General features: G+C 40.5%; 10 protein-coding genes. 7 read left to right on the top strand and 3 right to left on the bottom strand.

Features of this window, described 5'->3' with window-relative positions; all coding sequences use genetic code 11:
• The first annotated feature begins 23 nt into the window (after positions 1-23).
• The 3 genes from N5O98_RS21250 (at position 24) to N5O98_RS21240 (ending at position 4,230) form a co-directional block, all read left to right on the top strand.
• Entirely contained in the window at positions 24-1,724 is a 1,701-nt protein-coding gene (locus tag N5O98_RS21250) for an ABC-F family ATP-binding cassette domain-containing protein (protein WP_118161545.1), read from the top strand.
• Between the two features lie 430 nt (positions 1,725-2,154).
• A complete protein-coding gene (gene nudC / locus N5O98_RS21245; protein ID WP_256331556.1) occupies positions 2,155-2,949 on the top strand; it encodes an NAD(+) diphosphatase in 795 nt (264 codons plus the stop codon).
• Positions 2,950-3,054: 105 nt separating this feature from the next.
• Entirely contained in the window at positions 3,055-4,230 is a 1,176-nt protein-coding gene (locus tag N5O98_RS21240) for a DUF418 domain-containing protein (protein ID WP_004311334.1), read from the top strand.
• A gap of 388 nt (positions 4,231-4,618) precedes the next feature.
• Here N5O98_RS21240 and N5O98_RS21235 read toward each other — a convergent pair whose 3' ends face one another.
• The 3 genes from N5O98_RS21235 to N5O98_RS21225 form a co-directional block, all read right to left on the bottom strand.
• A complete protein-coding gene (locus tag N5O98_RS21235) occupies positions 4,619-6,364 on the bottom strand; it encodes a phospho-sugar mutase (protein ID WP_004300737.1) in 1,746 nt (581 codons plus the stop codon).
• Between the two features lie 159 nt (positions 6,365-6,523).
• Positions 6,524-8,167, bottom strand: a complete 1,644-nt coding sequence (locus tag N5O98_RS21230; RefSeq protein WP_032812112.1) for a C69 family dipeptidase — start codon at positions 8,165-8,167, stop codon at positions 6,524-6,526.
• Positions 8,168-8,195: 28 nt separating this feature from the next.
• Positions 8,196-9,848: a M23 family metallopeptidase gene (locus tag N5O98_RS21225; protein ID WP_044918878.1), complete on the bottom strand. Its 1,653-nt coding sequence runs from the start codon at positions 9,846-9,848 to the stop codon at positions 8,196-8,198.
• A 198-nt stretch (positions 9,849-10,046) separates the two neighbouring features.
• Between N5O98_RS21225 and N5O98_RS21220 the strand changes: the two genes are divergently transcribed.
• The 4 genes from N5O98_RS21220 to N5O98_RS21205 all read left to right on the top strand — a co-directional run bounded on the left by N5O98_RS21220 (position 10,047) and on the right by N5O98_RS21205 (position 18,530).
• Positions 10,047-12,680, top strand: coding sequence for a zinc-dependent metalloprotease (locus N5O98_RS21220; protein ID WP_022200183.1), 2,634 nt, complete (start codon positions 10,047-10,049; stop codon positions 12,678-12,680).
• Between the two features lie 30 nt (positions 12,681-12,710).
• A complete protein-coding gene (locus N5O98_RS21215; RefSeq protein ID WP_022200184.1) occupies positions 12,711-16,058 on the top strand; it encodes a SusC/RagA family TonB-linked outer membrane protein in 3,348 nt (1,115 codons plus the stop codon).
• A gap of 10 nt (positions 16,059-16,068) precedes the next feature.
• Positions 16,069-17,406 (top strand): RagB/SusD family nutrient uptake outer membrane protein, encoded by a 1,338-nt coding sequence (locus tag N5O98_RS21210; RefSeq protein ID WP_004304248.1) that lies wholly within the window; start codon positions 16,069-16,071, stop codon positions 17,404-17,406.
• A 440-nt stretch (positions 17,407-17,846) separates the two neighbouring features.
• On the top strand, positions 17,847-18,530 hold the full coding sequence (locus N5O98_RS21205) for a WG repeat-containing protein (RefSeq protein ID WP_004311339.1): 684 nt from the start codon (positions 17,847-17,849) through the stop codon (positions 18,528-18,530).
• Positions 18,531-18,553: the final 23 nt, after the last annotated feature.

Below are 18,553 nucleotides of genomic sequence, written 5' to 3'. Positions count from 1 at the left end.
AACCTCAAACCCAATAGATCATTATGTCTATAAGTATTCAGCAAATCAGCTATATCCATCCGGATAAAGAAGTATTATTCAGTGATCTCAATTTCGCCATCAGTAAGGGGCAGAAACTGGGATTAGTCGGTAACAATGGGTGCGGTAAATCTACTTTGCTGCAAATTATTGCCGGACAACTTTCACCCTCTTCCGGTGTCATTGTCCGTCTGGACGACCTATATTATATCCCGCAACATTTCGGGCAATATGATTCATTGACTATCGCTCAAGCACTCCAGATAGAACGTAAGCAACAAGCCTTACATGCTATCCTGTCAGGAGATGCCTCAAACGAAAATTTCGTCATCCTGGATGATGACTGGAATATTGAAGAACGTTCCATTGCCGCTCTCGATTTATGGGGGCTAGGACAGTTTACTCTATCCTACCCGATGAATTTGCTTAGCGGCGGTGAAAAGACCCGTGTATTTCTGGCAGGGATGGACATTCATCACCCATCTGTCGTACTTATGGATGAACCGACCAATCATCTCGATTCTTCCGGCAGACAACGTTTATATGACTGGGTAGAGAAATATCGTTCCACCCTGTTGGTGGTAAGTCATGACCGTACCCTGCTCAATCTTCTCCCCGAGATTTGCGAACTGGAGAAGCATCAAATCAATTATTATGGCGGAAATTACGAATTCTACAAAGAACAAAAAACGCTGATGCAGGAAGCATTGCAACAACGTATTGAAGAAAAAGAAAAGGCACTACGTATTGCCCGTAAAGTGGCTCGCGAAACGGCCGAACGCAGGGACAAACAGAATGTACGCGGCGAAAAGAGTAATATAAGAAAAGGAGTTCCACGCATTGTATTGAACGCACTCCAAGGGAAATCCGAGAAGAGCACTAGTAAACTGACTGGCGTTCATCAGGAAAAAGCCGAGAAGTTAACAAATGAACGCAACCAGCTTCGAGGTTCGCTCTCTCCGACTGCGGCATTAAAAACCGACTTCAACAGTTCCTCGCTTCATACCGGGAAGATATTAGTGACAGCAAAAGAGATTAACTTCAGTTATCATTCCAATTCGGTTAACAATGATATTCTGACGAATAATGAAATAAATTCGTCTGACACAGGTTATCTTCCCAATCCGAATAGCAATGATATTCAGGAAAATAGTATCTCAAAACAACAGCTTTGGCAAGTTCCTGTCAGTTTTCAGCTAAAGAGCGGAGACCGCCTCCGTATAGAAGGAGCCAACGGTAGCGGGAAGACAACTCTATTGAAATTAATCACCGGCCAACTTCAACCACAGGAAGGAACCCTGACACGGACGGACTTTAGCTATGTCTATTTGAATCAAGAGTATTCGATCATTGACGACCGGAACAGTATTCTTGAACAGACTTACGCTTTCAACAGCCGGAATCTGCCGGAGCATGAAATAAAGATTATTCTAAACCGTTACTTGTTTCCTGCATCCGAATGGGACAAATCCTGCCGGAAACTTAGTGGTGGTGAGAAAATGCGTCTCGCTTTCTGCTGTCTGATGATTAGTAACAATACCCCTGATATGTTTATCCTGGATGAACCTACCAACAATTTGGACATACAAAGTATTGAAATTATCACTGCTACTATCAAAAATTATGCAGGTACTGTGATAGCAATCTCACACGACAATTATTTTATTCAGGAAATTGGTGTCGAACAATGCATTTTATTGAGTTAGTCTATTGATATTTTATCCAGGGCAACCGCACCAAAATTTAATTCATATCCGCACAGTTTTGAATAAAATAATGGAGTATTCTGGAAACGTTGTGGTAAATCTGAAAAAGATGATTGAGTTTTTAAGATTCCCCGTTATCTTTTTATTATAAGATATGGGTCCAGGGTGAGGGGTGGTGAGGGTAGATTTATAACCTTTTATTATTTTATTTTCTATACTATCTCCTTTTTTATCCTCAAAAAAAAAATACGAAAGTTATAAATCTACCCTCACCACCCCTCACCCTGGACCCATTCATTAGCGCAACGTTTAACTCGTTTCTGCACAGTTATGAATCAAATTTTGGTGCGGTTGCACTGTATTTTATCTGATAAGTCTAAATATCAATCTAGTTTTTTATAACTTCGCAGCGCGAAGATCAAGAATTAGAATTAAAATGAATCAGACAGCACAATCATGGTGGTTTATCTTTTACAAAGACCAACTGCTTCTTGAGAAAAAAGAGGATGGTATATATACCGTCCCGTGTGGAGAAAGCTCTCCTATTGTTATTAAAGAAAAAACAACCGTACACAATATCACCACACTAGAAAGGAAAAACTGCAAGGCTTTCTCCCTCTCCTCTCCCATTGAAGAATCGGAGCAATGGATCATGATAGGGCTTCGTGCCTCCTATGAATATCTTCCTTTGTCTCATTATCAGACAGCAGGAAAAGCACATGAGATTCTGCATTGGGATAGAAACAGCCGCTTTTGTTCCGCCTGCGGCACGCCTATGGAACAGAAAGAATCTATCATGAAGCGTTGTCCGAAATGTGGCCGGGAGGTATATCCTTCCATTTCCACAGCGATTCTTGTATTAGTGAGAAAAAAAGATTCACTACTTTTAGTGCACGCCCGCAATTTTAAAGGAACATTCAACAGTCTCGTTGCCGGATTTCTGGAAACCGGAGAAACGCTAGAAGAATGTGTAGCACGTGAAGTGAAAGAAGAAACCGGACTGGATGTAAAAAATATCACTTATTTCAGTAATCAGCCCTGGCCTTATCCCAGCGGACTAATGGTCGGCTTTATTGCCGATTATGCCGGAGGGGAAATCAACCTCCAAGATGAAGAATTGAGTTCGGGAGACTTTTATACAAGAGACAATTTACCCGAACTTCCCAGAAAACTTAGTCTTGCCCGAAAGATGATTGATTGGTGGATAGAGCATCCCAATGAATAATCAAACACGGTAAACATCATCAAAGGAATCCGTCAGTATGTTCCCGAAGCCTGCTAAAAGACGGATAAAATGCATACTTACTAAAAATAATCATAAATTAACCCCATGAAATTATCAACAAAAACACCCCGAATTGAAGTAGTAGATGCTCTTAGAGGATTTGCTGTAATGGCCATCCTTCTGGTTCATAACCTGGAGCATTTCATTTTCCCCGTATATCCGGAAAGTTCTCCTGAATGGCTTACCATTTTGGATGCCGGAGTATTTAATGCGACATTTTCACTGCTTGCCGGAAAGTCTTATGCCATATTCGCTCTGCTTTTCGGATTCACTTTCTATATCCAGTCGCACAACCAGCAGTTGAAAGGAAAAGATTTTGGTTACCGCTTTTTATGGAGAATGATATTGCTGGCAGGATTCGCCACTTTGAATGCCGCTTTCTTCCCGGCAGGAGATGTCCTGCTTCTGTTTGTTGTAGTCAGTCTTGTACTATTTATCGTACGTAAATGGAGTGACAAAGCGATTCTAATCACCGCCATCTTGTTTTCACTGCAACCGATTGAATGGTTTCATTATATAATGAGCCTTTTCAATCCTGCTTATACCCTACCCGATTTGAATGTCGGAGCCATGTATGCTGAAGTAGCGGAATACACCAAAGCCGGAAACTTTTGGGATTTTCTGATAGGTAATGTTACTTTAGGACAGAAAGCAAGCTTGTTTTGGGCTATCGGTGCCGGACGTTTCTTGCAGACTGCCGGACTTTTCCTGTTTGGCTTATATATCGGACGCAAAGAATTGTTCGTTGCTACCGAATCTCATTTGAAGTTCTGGATGAAAGCACTTATTATTGCAGCTATCAGTTTCGCACCACTGTATTCTCTGAAAGAACAGATCATGCAAAGTGACAGCAGTTTAATTCAGCAAACGGTAGGCACTGCCTTTGATATGTGGCAGAAATTTGCATTTACGATTGTACTTGTTGCTTCCTTCGTGTTGCTTTATCAGAAAGATCAGTTCAAGAAAACTGTATCTAATCTGCGATTCTACGGAAAAATGAGCTTGACCAATTATATTTATCAATCTATTTTGGGAGCCATTATCTATTTCCCATTCGGATTCTATCTTGCTCCTTACTGTGGATATACTCTTAGCCTGATTATCGGTATTATTCTTTTCCTGGCGCAAGTTCGGTTCTGCAAATGGTGGCTGTCTAAACATAAACAAGGACCATTGGAAACAATATGGCATAAATGGACTTGGATAGGCACGAAGAAATAACAGAAAAAAAGAAATAGCACTGACTGAAAAATAGACTAAGAAAGCAGGCCACGAAATACACATAACTACAAACGAACAACTTACGAATATGAAACTGAACGTATCACTCTAAAGCATCAACAAAACATGTGTATCCGCAGCCTGCGGGTTGAAATTGAGATGATGTCAATACAACAAGATTCTCGCAAGAAGGATTAGCAAGTGGACTTAAAGAATGCAAAGGAAATGAAAGAACTGTGCCAAGTTGGGGAAAAAGCCCGAAAATAGGCAGAATCAGGGCTATGTATAGAGAAAAAGAAGCGCCTCCATAATCTTCGAAAAGACCATGGAGGCGCTATTTATTATTTATCTTTCGTTATCTATATCTGAAATTTCAGAAGAAACAAAATCAGATACCCAATGATTTCTTCACTGCTTCAATCTTTTCCATTGCAGCAGATTCGGCAGAAGCATAACAATTGCGGCAACCCATTTCACCCTGAACTTCCATATAGAACTTAATCTTAGGTTCTGTACCTGAAGGACGAACGGAAACTTTGCTACCGTCTTCAGTGAAATATTGAAGTACGTTAGATGGTTCCGGCATATCGATTGCAGTTACGTTACCTTTATCATCCGTCTGTTTCAGTGTCTTATAATCTTTGCTTAAGATCACTTTAGAACCACCCAATTCTTTCGGAGGATTAGCACGGAAGTTCTCCATCATCGCTTTGATTTCTTCTGCACCGCTCTTACCCGGTTTCACTACGTTTACAGTAAACTCTTTAGAGAATCCGTATTCTACGTAGATATCCAGCAACAACTGATACAAGGATTTTCCATTATCTTTTGCCCATGCAGCAACTTCAGCAATCAAACAGCAAGCTGATACGGCATCTTTATCGCGAACGAAATCTTCGGCAAGGAATCCGTAGCTTTCTTCACCGCCACCGATATATTTCTGTTTGCCTTCACGCAGACGGATTTCACGGGCAATCCATTTAAATCCGGTGTAGCAGTCAAGCATTTCGATATTGTTCTTATCTGCGATTTTCTTGATTAGTTCAGTTGTAACGATTGTCTTCACGCAGAACTCGCCACCTTTAATCTTACCCAGTTGTTTGTACTGTGTCAGAATATAATAAAGGTACATCATACAAGTCTGATTACCGTTAATCAGTACCCATTCGCCTTTATCATCCTTGCAAGCAATACCCACACGGTCAGCATCCGGGTCGGAAGCCATAACGAGGTCAGCATCAATTTCTTTGGCAAGGTTTACAGCCATAGAAAGAGCTTCCGCGTTTTCCGGGTTCGGAGATACGACAGTCGGGAAGTTACCGTCCTTAATCATCTGTTCGGGCACAGTAAATACGTTTTCGAATCCCCACATTTTCAATGCACGAGGAATCAACATCATACCTGTACCGTGGATCGGAGTATAGACAATCTTCATGTCTTTGTGACGGGCGATAGCTGCCGGATCAATAGAAACAGTTTTCACCATATCCAGATAAATCTTATCGATGTCTTCACCGATAATCTGAATCAAATCCGGATTTCCCTGGAATTTAATATCGGCAGCAGAAGCAATTGCATTCACTTCGTCGATGATACCTTTATCGTGTGGAGCCAATACCTGTGCACCATCGTCCCAATATGCCTTGTAACCGTTGTATTCTTTCGGATTGTGAGAAGCAGTCAGGATGATACCGCTTTGGCAACCGAGGTGACGGATGGCGAAAGACATTTCCGGTGTCGGACGCATGTCGTCAAACAGATATACTTTGATACCATTGGCAGAGAAAATATTAGCAGAAGTCTCCGCAAACAAACGGCTGTTGTTGCGGCAATCGTGACCTACTACTACAGAAATCTGCGGCAGGTCTTTGAAGTTCTTTTTCAGATAGTTGGAAAGTCCTTGAGTGGCAGCACCTACCGTATAGATATTCATACGATTGCTACCTACACCCATAATACCACGCAGACCACCAGTACCAAATTCAAGATCTTTGTAGAAAGCTTCAATTAGTTCGGTTTTATCATCGTTTTCCAACATACGTTTCACTTCAGCCTGGGTTTCAGCATCATAAGCCGGGGTTAGCCATTTTTCGGCTTTTTCAGTGACCTGTTTAATAAGTTCCTGATTTTCCATTTCGATTGTTATTTATTGGTTAATGAATTATTTATTATCAATTTCTTGAGCACACAAATGTAAAATAATAAGTTTATAATTCCTATTCTTTTAATTGAAATTTGAGAATTAAGAATTAAAAAGCGATATACTTAATACCTAATATCTCATACTTAATATCTATTCTTGTGGCACTTTATATCTGTCACCAGTCTGCTTGACATATTCCTGCAAGAATTCTTTCGGATATCCGGGACGCATCACTCCGGCAGGTTGTCCGATAGAATTACGCTCAAACTTACCGTCTTTAACACGTTTCACCACTCCATCATTGTACTTCACAATCAAGAATGTACCCAATTGTTTCCAAGTATCGAAAGTGCTCTGTGCGGTCATATTTGTATAGTTTGTCAGAAAGTCAACCGCTGCGTTCTTATCTTTTGCCAGCAGTTTGGCAGCCATTTCTTCAATGCCTTCCTGTGCATTGTTGAAAGTAGTTTCCATTTCTTTCTGCGCTTCCCGTACATCACCGATCATCAAATCATAACGCGGATAGACCATATTAGATACCCAGTTGAAAATCCAGAAAGCAGAATTCCAGGAGAAAGTAATATAATCGGCCCCATCTACACGGGTATAACATACCGGCACTTTAGTAGCACAACAATAAACCGGGGTAAATACAGCCATGTTCGCATCATCCACGCCAAACCAAAGTACACCGCCTATCGGGTCCGGCTTATGAGCCCGCATTTGTGCAACAAATACAAACCCGCTTTGTTGAGTGGAAATCGGACGTTCGTTGAAATATTCCTGGCCGTCTACTTTGAAGTTCAGAGGAGAAAGACGATAAGGTGTCTTATAAGGTCCGGCTCCGAAATCATTGGAGATGTCAAGAGGCGTTCCTTCATAATGGTCGCGCATCATATCTTTCACATCTTGCACGGATAACTTATGTTTCGGTTTCACAAAAAGAGGCATCGGCGTATTGGTCTTTCCCTCAATGTAAGGAAGATAATCTTTTCCGTTATCTGTGAACTTATTAAAATAGCTCCACACGCGAGCCTCACAGAAACGACGTGCACCAAAATCAAGAGGCGCATAGGCTAATGAGAAGCTAAAGTCTTTGTTTACTCCATTAAAATATCCCTTCTCACGGGCAAAAGAAACGACATCCGGAGAGTACATGCAATTTTCCTTGTCGTTCATATCAAACTGGTGGATACGTGACTGGTTGGCATGGGCCGAAATGCAATCATCAGGCACACGTACAGCTACCCAAACTGCTCCACGGATGCCGGGACCTTTACCAATCATTTCCATAATCCATATTTCGTTCGGATCGGCAATAGTAAAGGATTCTCCTTCGCTATAATAGCCGTATTGCTGCACTAAGTCGGTCATGATCTTAATTGCTTCACGGGCAGTGCGCGAACGTTGCAAACCGATATAAATCAGACTTCCATAATCGATAATCCCTGTAGAATCGGCCAATTCCGGACGTCCGCCGAAAGTTGTCTCACCAATGGTAACCTGATATTCATTCATATTACCAACTACATTATAAGTTTGGCGTGCCTGCTCTATTTCTCCCAGATACTTGCCAGTATCCCATTCATAAACTTTCAGCATCGTACCTTTTGGATAGGTAGCAGCCGGATAATGATAAAGTTCTCCGAATAAGCCATACGAGTCGGCAGAATAGGAAACAATCGTCGAGCCATCGGCAGACGCATTTTTTCCGACAATCAGGTTGGTGCAGGCGAAGGTGTTCGCCACAGCCGCCATCAATACGGCGGCACAAAGAATAATTCTTCTCTTCATAATAAATATATGATTCACTTTTAATAATTTACCAAACAAAGCTTTCACGGGCCACTGTTTCATTCCCACAATAGTCGGTCACTGTAAATTCAACAGTATGCTTGCCTCCTTTCTTTACGCGTTTGGGGTCCAACGTACATTCCCAGTATGATTTCACAATATTGGGACGTCCGAAAAGCGCATACTTTCCGTCAATCGTTCCACGATAGGAAGCAATTCCCGCGCCCTGATCTTTCAAACGATAGACAATTTTTCCGTTTCTTCCCCACTGATTCTTGTTGACAGGGATAATCTCCGGCGGGATGGTATCGATGGCAACAGTGTAAGTTCCCAACTCCCGGATAGATGCTTTCATGTATCCGTCTTCATACTTTCCGCCTACGCTGTACTTTCCTCCTTTGGGAGTTATGCGGGCCACATAATATTTCGTCGTATCGGCAATTGGTTTTCTACGCAACCCGATACACAGTTCACAAGCTGCATGCAGCGGAACCGCCTTATCATTCAGTTGATAAGTAAAAGCAACGGCACCACTATCCGCCTTCACCTGATAATTGAGGGGAACATCATCATACAACATTCCTTTCGGAACAACCAAGTTTAATCCCGGTTCTTGCAGATAATTAGTCTTATTCCAGGTAAAATAATATTTCTCCCGATGATTCAACGGTTCAATCGGCTGTTTCCGACCCCGTACGGTGAAACTATATTTGGAAGTGTTTCCGAAAGCATCTTTTAATGTATATAAGAACTGATAGTCCCGTTCCTCATCAATCGTCACCAAGCCACGGTTATCATTCGATGCTTTTAGCAGACGCAAAGTGTTGCCCGGATCAATGAAAGATTTCATATATTGCCCGTAAGTCCAGGAATTAATCATCCGGTTCTCTTCCTGCGAGAAGCGATCTACGGTGCTACGAAATATTTCATTTCCATCTACCGTAAGTACAACCGAATAAACTCCATAATGGTTATTCACTCCATCCATGTAATCGTATGCTTTGATCCCCACACCTATCACTCCCCATGCTTCCACCGGACGCTCACTATTGGGAAGAATGGTTTTATTCTCTTGCTTTCCATCCACTACTCCTTTACCCAGTTGTGGAAAAAATAGAATGCCATCCGCTTTCGGAGCACGCGTATCTTTTATTTTCGATTGAAAGAAAGGCATAGGGTCAATATAATCTCCCGATTCCGTTTCAAACACATCCAGATGAAGATGCGGACCGAACGAATATCCGGTATTTCCGCTCCATGCGATCTGCTGGCCTCCTTTTACCGGATATTCTTCCGGTTCAGGAACAATCTCTACTTCCCAGCTTTCTTCTTCATATTGAAGTTTCTCCACCCTTTCGGCAATGGGAGAAACAAAACCACTCAAATGGCGGTTGATCGTTGAATAGCCATTGTGATAACAGACATCAAGTACATATCCCGAACCATTCGTGACGCGAATACGCGAAATATAGCCATCAGCGAGAGCACGAACGGGTTTACCGATAACTCCGCCTGTCTTAAAATCCAGTCCGCCGTGGAAGTGATTGGAGCGAATTTCTCCAAAGTTCCCACTCAATGTAAGAGGAAAGTCAAAAGGAGGTACAAAGGTTACTTGCTTCTTCTCTTGTCCATACCCTCCGATGCAGCAAGCCAACATCAAAGCAGTGATATATCGTCTCATCATTCCGTTCACTTTTTTACTCCCGCAAATGTACACTATTCCCACTAAACTATGAAATATCCGAGGAGAATGATGACCGTAGATACTAGTTAATATTTCTTTTTAATGTTATATTCATTGCAAATTAGTAGTCATTATGTTATTTATATTAGTACTTTTGTAGCCGTTTTTTAATTATAATTAAAAGTTAGAAACTCAATGAGAATGTATGTAAAAGTAATGGCAGCGGTCATTGCATGTATATTGCTGAGTGGAGAAGCGCTCTCGGCATTTGCAACTACCCCCGCTACAGAAAATCTGAGTTGGTTTAAAAAGAAAAAGAAAAAACCAGAAGAGAAAGAAGAGAAGAGTAAAAGCGACTACGAGAAATTAGTGGAAGACAGTAAAACGACCAAAGGGATGTTTGCTGTACATCAAAAGAAGAATGATTATTATTTTGAAATTCCCACCTCACTTTTGGGACGTGACTTATTAGTTGTCAATAAGCTGCAACGAGTTCCTGCCGAACTTAATGATGCGGGCGTAAACCGCGGAGTAAACTATGAGAATCAGATGGTTTGCATGGAATGGGACAAAGCGACGGGCAAACTAATGTTACGCCAACAACGCCCATTACCTCTGGCCCCCCAAACGGACGCTATCTTCCGTTCGGTAAAGGATAATTTTATCTCTCCGCTGATTGCCGCATTCAAGATCGAAGCAGTCAATGCAGATTCTACGGCATTAGTAATCAAGGTGAATGATATTTATGATGGTACGGAAACCAGTATCAATAACGTATTTACCAATATTAATCTGGGTACTTCGGCTATCAAGAATTTATCACGTATTCTATCCATCAAATCCTTTTCAAACAATGTCGTGGCAACTTCCGAGTTGACTACCCGGGTAACGGAAGGTACTACTACTGTTTATGTAACGGTGGAAGTTAGTTCTTCTATTCTCTTATTGCCCGAAAAGCCGATGATGGGGCGATTCGACAATCAGAAGGTCGGTTATTTCACGAATCCGTTATTAAGTTTCAGTGATGCGCAGCAGCGTACGGATAAGACACAGTATATCACCCGCTGGCGTATGGAACCCAAACCGGAAGATCGGGAGGCTTATCTGAAAGGTCAGATGGTAGAACCTGCCAAACCGATTGTCTTCTACATTGATAATTCAACTCCTTACCAATGGCGTTCGTACATTAAGAAAGGTATCGAGGACTGGCAGATTGCCTTTGAAAAGGCTGGTTTCAAGAATGCGATTATCGCCAAAGAAATCACGGACAGTATGCATGTAGACATGGATGATGTCAATTACTCCGTACTGACTTATGCTGCTTCGGAAAAGAAAAATGCAATGGGACCTTCTCTGTTAGATCCCCGTTCCGGAGAAATTCTGGAAGCTGATATTATGTGGTGGCACAATGTGCTTTCTATGGTACGTGAATGGATTACTGTCCAGACCGGAACAGTGTGTCCGGAAGCACGTAATGTACAATTGCCTGATGCTTTGATGGGAGATGCCATTCGATTCGTCGCCTGTCATGAGGTAGGCCACTCTCTGGGACTCCGCCACAATATGATGGGTTCATGGGCTTTCCCGACAGATTCATTACGTTCCGAAGCATTCACTTCCAGAATGAATTCTACCGCTTCATCTATCATGGATTATGCACGATTCAATTATATCGCACAGCCTGGAGATGGCGTGAAAGTTCTTTCTCCGCATATCGGTCCATACGATATGTTCGCTATCGAATATGGATATCGTTGGTACGGAAAGAATACTCCGGAAGAAGAAAAAGATATTTTATTCGATTTCTTGAGCAAACATACTGATCGGCTTTATAAATATAGTGAGGCACAGGACGTCCGCGATGCGGTAGATCCACGTGCACAGAACGAAGATTTAGGTGATGATCCGGTTCGCTCTTCTTTACTTGGTATTGAGAATCTGAAACGTATCGTTCCACAAATTCTTCAATGGACTACTACCGGTGAGAAGGGACAAACTTATGAAGAAGCATCTCGCCTCTACTACGCTGTAATCAACCAATGGAACAACTATTTATATCATGTCCTTGCCAATATTGGCGGTATCTACATTGAAAATACAATTGTAGGAGACGGCGTTAAAACTTATACATTCGTAGAGAAAGAGAAACAACAAGCTTCACTGAAATTTCTGATGAATGAAGTTTTGACATACCCTAAATGGCTGTTTGACACGGAAGTGGGGCAATATACTTATCTACTTCGCAATACTCCCATTGGAAAACAGGAAAATGCTCCTACACAAATCTTAAAGAACGCCCAAGCCTATATCCTTTGGGATTTACTTGGCAATACTCGTTTGATGCGTATGATAGAGAATGAATCTGTCAATGGAAAGAAAGCCTTTACAGTAGTGGAACTTATGGACGGACTTCATAAGAACATTTTCGGTGTTACCGAACGCGGTGGCATCCCTAACGTTATGGAACGTTCTTTGCAGAAAAACTTCCTTGATGCATTACTTACAGCCGCTGCAGAACCGGAAGCCGTTAAAATCAACAAGAAGATCGCCAACGAACATTTCTTGCTTGACCACGCTACTCCTTTCTGTAGCTGTTACGCTGCCGAACAGCGTGCACTTCGTCAGGAAGACCGGATGGGTGCTCCACGTGTGCTCAATTTCTATGGCAGCCAGCTCAACCGTATTTCAGATGCTATCTCTGTGAAACGCGGTGAATTATTACGTATCAAGAAGTTGTTGCAGAACCGTCTCGGAACTTCCGATACTGCTGCACGCTATCATTATGAGGACATGATTCTACGTATTAATACTGCTTTAGGAATCAAATAAAACCACTTATTACTTTAACTATCTACATTAATGAGAAAAAAATACTTGTGCATTCTTATATGCCTCTTTGCAAATGCGCTGGCCTTTGCCAGCGCTGCTAATCGTACAATCACCGGAGTCGTTATATCCGGTGAAGATAATGAACCTCTGATCGGCGCTTCCGTATATGTTAACGCAGATGACTTGAAAAAGGCCGGAGCATTACAGACTTCTCTAGGTACTATCACTGATATGGATGGTAAATTCTCCATTTCCATTCCGGAAAAGGTGACTAGGTTACATTGTAGTTATATAGGATTTGAAGAACAAGACATCGTTTTGCAAGCAGGAAAAGATACTTATCGTATTGTACTTCAAGCTTCTGCACACACATTGGGAGACGTCGTAGTAACCGGTTATCAAGAACTGGAACGTCGTAAACTGACTGCTGCCATTGCCAAAGTAGACGTTACAGACGGAATGGTAGGCGCAGCAAAAAGCATCGACCAGGCATTAGCCGGACAAGTTGCGGGTGTAGCCGTTACGACAACTTCCGGTGCACCAGGAGCTCCTGCACGTATTCGTATTCGTGGTACGGCTTCACTGAATGGAACACAAGACCCGTTGTGGGTATTGGATGGAATACCATTGGAAGGGACTGATATTCCAGAAATCAACAAAGATAACGATAATGACATCGTAAATATGTCACAATCTTCTATCGCAGGTTTAAGTCCAAACGACATTGAAAGCATTACGATATTAAAAGATGCAGCTGCTACTGCTATCTATGGTGCACGTGCTGCAAATGGCGTAATTGTGGTAACAACCAAAAGAGGAAAAACCGGAAAACCTGTTATTAACTTCAATACCAAATTGACTTATACTCCAAATCTCAATACTTCACGACTCAACTTACTAAACTCGGAAGAGAAAGTCGATTTGGAACTTCAATTGTTAAAAGAAGCACGGTTTGACATATTATGGGGATTAACAGATCCGATACCGGTATTTCCTGAAAAAGGAAAAGTTGCTGCTATCATGAAACAATATAACTTAATAGACATCTATAAAGAACAGGGGTGGAACGGACTGACACCTGAAGCCCAAAATGCTATAAACAAACTGAAAACAATCAATACAGACTGGAATGATATATTATTCAGAGATGCTTTTACGCAAGAATATAACTTTAGCATTTCTGGTGGTAACGAAAAGGTTACTTATTACAACTCACTTGGTTATGTCAAAGAAAACGGAAATGTACCAGGTGTAAGCATGAGTCGTTTTAATCTGACCAGTAAAACGTCTTACCAAATCAACAAAATATTAAAAATTGGAATGTCTATTTTTGCCAACAGACGCAAGAATAACACATTTATGACTGATACTTACGGACTTATTAACCCTATATATTATTCACGTATCGCCAACCCTTACTTTGCTCCGTTTGACGAACAAGGAAACTACCTTTACGATTACGACGTAGTCAGAAGTAATGAAACAGATGAAAAGCAAGGCTTTAATATATTCGAAGAACGAGCAAACACCAATAAAGAATCTGTCACCACAGCCATCAATTCTATCTTTGATGTTCAGCTACGTTTTAACGATCAGTGGAAAGTTTATTCACAGATTGGTGTGCAATGGGATCAATTGTCGCAAGAAGAATATGCCGGGATAAATTCATATAATATTAGGAATATACGTGAAACCAATAAATATTGGAAAAATGGTGTACAAACCTATCTTATACCAGAAGGAGGCATGCTTAAAACAACTAATAGTACAACCTCACAACTCACATGGAAAATCCAAGGAGAATACAAAAACACATTTGGGGATATACATGACATACAAATAATGGCTGGTTCGGAAATTCGCAAAAACTGGGTAGACAACCAAGCCTCAACCGGATACGGATATGATCCCAAGAAACTAACATTCCAGAATCTCATATTTAAAGATGAAGCACAAGCCAATGATTGGAATCTAAAAACTAAATCGTACAAGGAAAACGCTTTTGCTTCTTTCTTTGCCAATGGTTCATATACTTTAATGAATCGTTATACATTGGGAGGAAGTGTGCGCATGGATGGTTCTGATTTATTCGGAGTAGATAAGAAATACCGTTTCTTACCAATCTATTCGGTAAGCGGTTTGTGGCGTTTATCTAATGAATCGTTCATTAGACAATACAAATGGATTGATAATTTAGCTCTTCGCCTTTCTTATGGCTTACAAGGAAATATTGATAAGGGAACCTCTCCATTCCTAGTCGGAAAATATGATAATGTGAATATTTTACCAGGTTACAGTGAAGAAAATATTATTATCAATAGTGCTCCCAACAGTAAATTACGCTGGGAAAAAACAGCATCTTACAATCTAGGAATAGATTTTTCTGTACTCAATCAAGCCATCAATCTTAGTGTAGATTACTACTATAGAAAAGGAACAGACTTAATTGGTTCTAAAGCATTAGCTTTAGAAAATGGATTCACTAATATGTCTATAAACTGGGCTAGTATGGAAAATAAAGGTGTAGAAATAAACCTGCAGACACGTAATATCACCACTAAAAACTTCTCTTGGTACACTACTTTCAACTTCGCATATAATCAAAATAAAGTACTAAAAGTACTTACAGATAAAAGCCAAGTGACTCCTAGTCTGGAAGGATATCCCGTAGGTGCAATCTTTGCACTAAAAACAAAAGGTATAAATCCTGATACAGGACAAATCTATCTTGAGAATAAAGAGGGGAAAGCTGTCACTGTAGAAGAGTTATTCAGAATGACATCGAATGAAGATGGTCTTGGCACTTACCAAATAGGACCAAGTACTGAAGAACAAAGAGACTTTTACAGCTATGTTGGAACGTCAGATGCTCCCTACACAGGCGGTTTTCTAAATACGTTCAATTACCGAAATTGGGAACTGAATCTGAATTTTTCATATAATTTTGGAGCACACGTAAAAACAACTCCAAGTTATAATGTATCTGACTTAGACCCAGGGCGCAATATGAATAGAGACATACTGGATAGATGGACACCGGAAAATACAACAGGAAAGTTCCCTGCATTAGCAACGTACAATTACAATCCGGCCGACTACTACTTGTTCAGTACTCGAAATGACATTTACAGATCACTGGATATCTGGGTAAAAAAGCTAAGCTTTGTACGTCTACAAAATATACGTCTTGCTTACCGGGTTCCATCCGAATGGCTTCATAAACTAAGTATCGGCGGAGCAACTGTAGGATTAGAGGCTCGTAACCTATTCGTTATCAGCTCTAATTATGATAATTATATGGATCCGGAATCAATGGGCAACCTATACTCTACCCCAGTTCCCAAATCCATTACCTTCAATCTAAGTCTTAACTTTTAAAAAATATATTATGACAAAGAAAATATATTATATATTCACATTAATAGGAAGCCTGTTATTATCTTCCTGTGATAGTTATTTGGACATACAACCAGTAGGCCAAGTAATTCCCAATACGCTAGCTGAATACAGAGCTTTATTCACAACAGCTTACAATACAGCACTCAATGACAGAGGAATATGCGAAATCAGAACAGATATCGCAACCATATTACAGTCTGATGCCACTTCCAAAAATTCTTTAGGAGATGTTGAAAAATGGAATGATGTTAATCCGAATGCAAGTACGAGACAATTTGGATGGGCGGCCTATTATACCAATATCTATTATGCCAACGCAATCATCGATAAAAAAGATGAAATATCAGAAGGAAGCCAAGAAGATATTAATCAATTAGTTGGAGAAGCTTACCTCATGAGAGCATATATGCATTTCATATTGGTCAATCTTTATGGACAACCTTATACAGCTACCGGAGCATTAGAAACCAAAGCAGTTCCTCTAAAACTCAATACTGATTTAGAAGAAATACCATCAAGAAATACTGTAAAGGAAATATATACCTCTATTTTATCTGATATAGAAACAGCACGGAAACTGATTAATAAAAAAGAATGGGAAATTCAATATTCATACCGTTTTTCAACATTATCAGTAGATGCTATGGAATCACGGGTATATTTATACATGGGTGAATGGAGCAAATCTTATGAAGCTTCGGAACGTGTATTAGCCGGAAAATCGACATTGGTAAACCTAAATGATGAAGGAGGCAAACTTCCTAATGAATTTACATCTGTAGAAATGATCACTGCCTATGAAGTTTTTCCAAATAGCGATTATGCCGGATCACTCTTACTTTACCCTTCATTTTTACAAGAATATGAGGAAGGAAAAGATCTACGTCCAAACAAGTATTATCAAGCAAATAAAAATGGAAATTATACTTCCATCAAAAGTGGTGAATCTAAATTCAAATGTACTTTCCGCACCGGAGAGCTTTATTTAAATTCAGCAGAAGCTGCTGCACATTTAAACAAATTACCTGAAGCACGTACCCGGCTCTTGAAACTAATAGAGAATCGTTATACATCAGAAGGTTATGAGCAGAAAAAGAATGAAATAAATGCGATGAGCCAAGAAAAGCTAGTCACAGAAATTCTGAAAGAACGTGCTCGCGAGCTTGCTTTTGAAGGCCATCGTTGGTTTGATTTACGCCGAACTACCCGACCGGAAATCAAAAAAGAAATTGAAGATGTAACCTACACACTTGTACAAGATGATTCCCGTTACACATTGCGTATTCCACAAGATGCAATTGATGCTAATCCCGGACTTTTAAACTAATAACCAAGCATTTTTCATAGAAACAAACCGCCTGACATCATAGACTAAAAAGCTCCCTTTACCTAAAGCGTAAAAGGAGCTTTTTTTAATCTATCTATTAGCCATTTCTCATTTTGTACACCTACCTCATTCACCATTAAATCTTTATCCCCTAAAAGCATTGTTCTTTAACAAGAAATCCGTATCTTTGTAGCGACTTATTACGATTAATAACGTAGAAGCGTTTAGAATATTATCTCTATTCAGAATCTGGTAAATTCTTTAATTGGGGAGATAATGGCAACTAAGCGTTCACGTCTTTGTTATATGCAAGGGCGTGGACTCTGTTGTTCATTTCCCAATAGGTTTACCAGAGCCTTGAATAGAATGAACTAACGACGTCCACGCTTCTCTTGTATATATATGGTATCCGGACGCTTACCACACAAACAATAAAGGTAATGAGCAGCACTATTACAAAGTTCTTCGCTTCTTTTTTAGCTTATGGGGTAGCTAATAAGAAAAAGCGCTTCTCGGCAATTGGCCGTTTCTCCGAAGGATTGGCTCCGGTAAAAGGAAAAATCCAATGGGGATACATCAATAAAGGATATGACGTTGTCATTCCTCTAATGTACGAACGGGCTTTCTCTTTTAAAGAAGGATTAGGGATGGTAGTACTCAATTCTCAATACGGATTCATCGACCATACCGGACAAATACAGATTCCGTTTAAATACACAGCCGCTCACTCGTTTGAACAAGAATGTGCACGGGTATGCCACGATGGATTATGGGGATTGATTGACAGACAAGGAAACTACATTCTTCCACCGACTTACAGTCAAATAGAACAATTCGCGGAAGGATTAGCTCTCGTCTCGCTACACAATAAGATAGGATTCATTAACAAGAAAGGAGAAGTTGTCATTCCCCTGGAATATGATAATGGACGCTCTTTCTCTGAAGGATTGGCTGCTGTTTGTATTGAAAGTCAGTCGTCCAAGTGGGGGTATATAAACAAAGACAATGAAGAAGTACTTCCTTTTAAGTACGATATTGCAGAACCCTTTTATAACAACATAGCTCGAGTGGGTCTCTATGGAAAAAGCATGAAAATCAACAAACAGGGCAGTGAATGTCTATAAAACAACCACTCTACGCATTTATT

The organism is Bacteroides sp. LFL-34 (assembly GCF_027257075.1).
GTDB classification, from domain to species: Bacteria; Bacteroidota; Bacteroidia; order Bacteroidales; family Bacteroidaceae; genus Bacteroides; species Bacteroides ovatus.
This window is presented reverse-complemented; position numbering and strand designations above follow the sequence as displayed.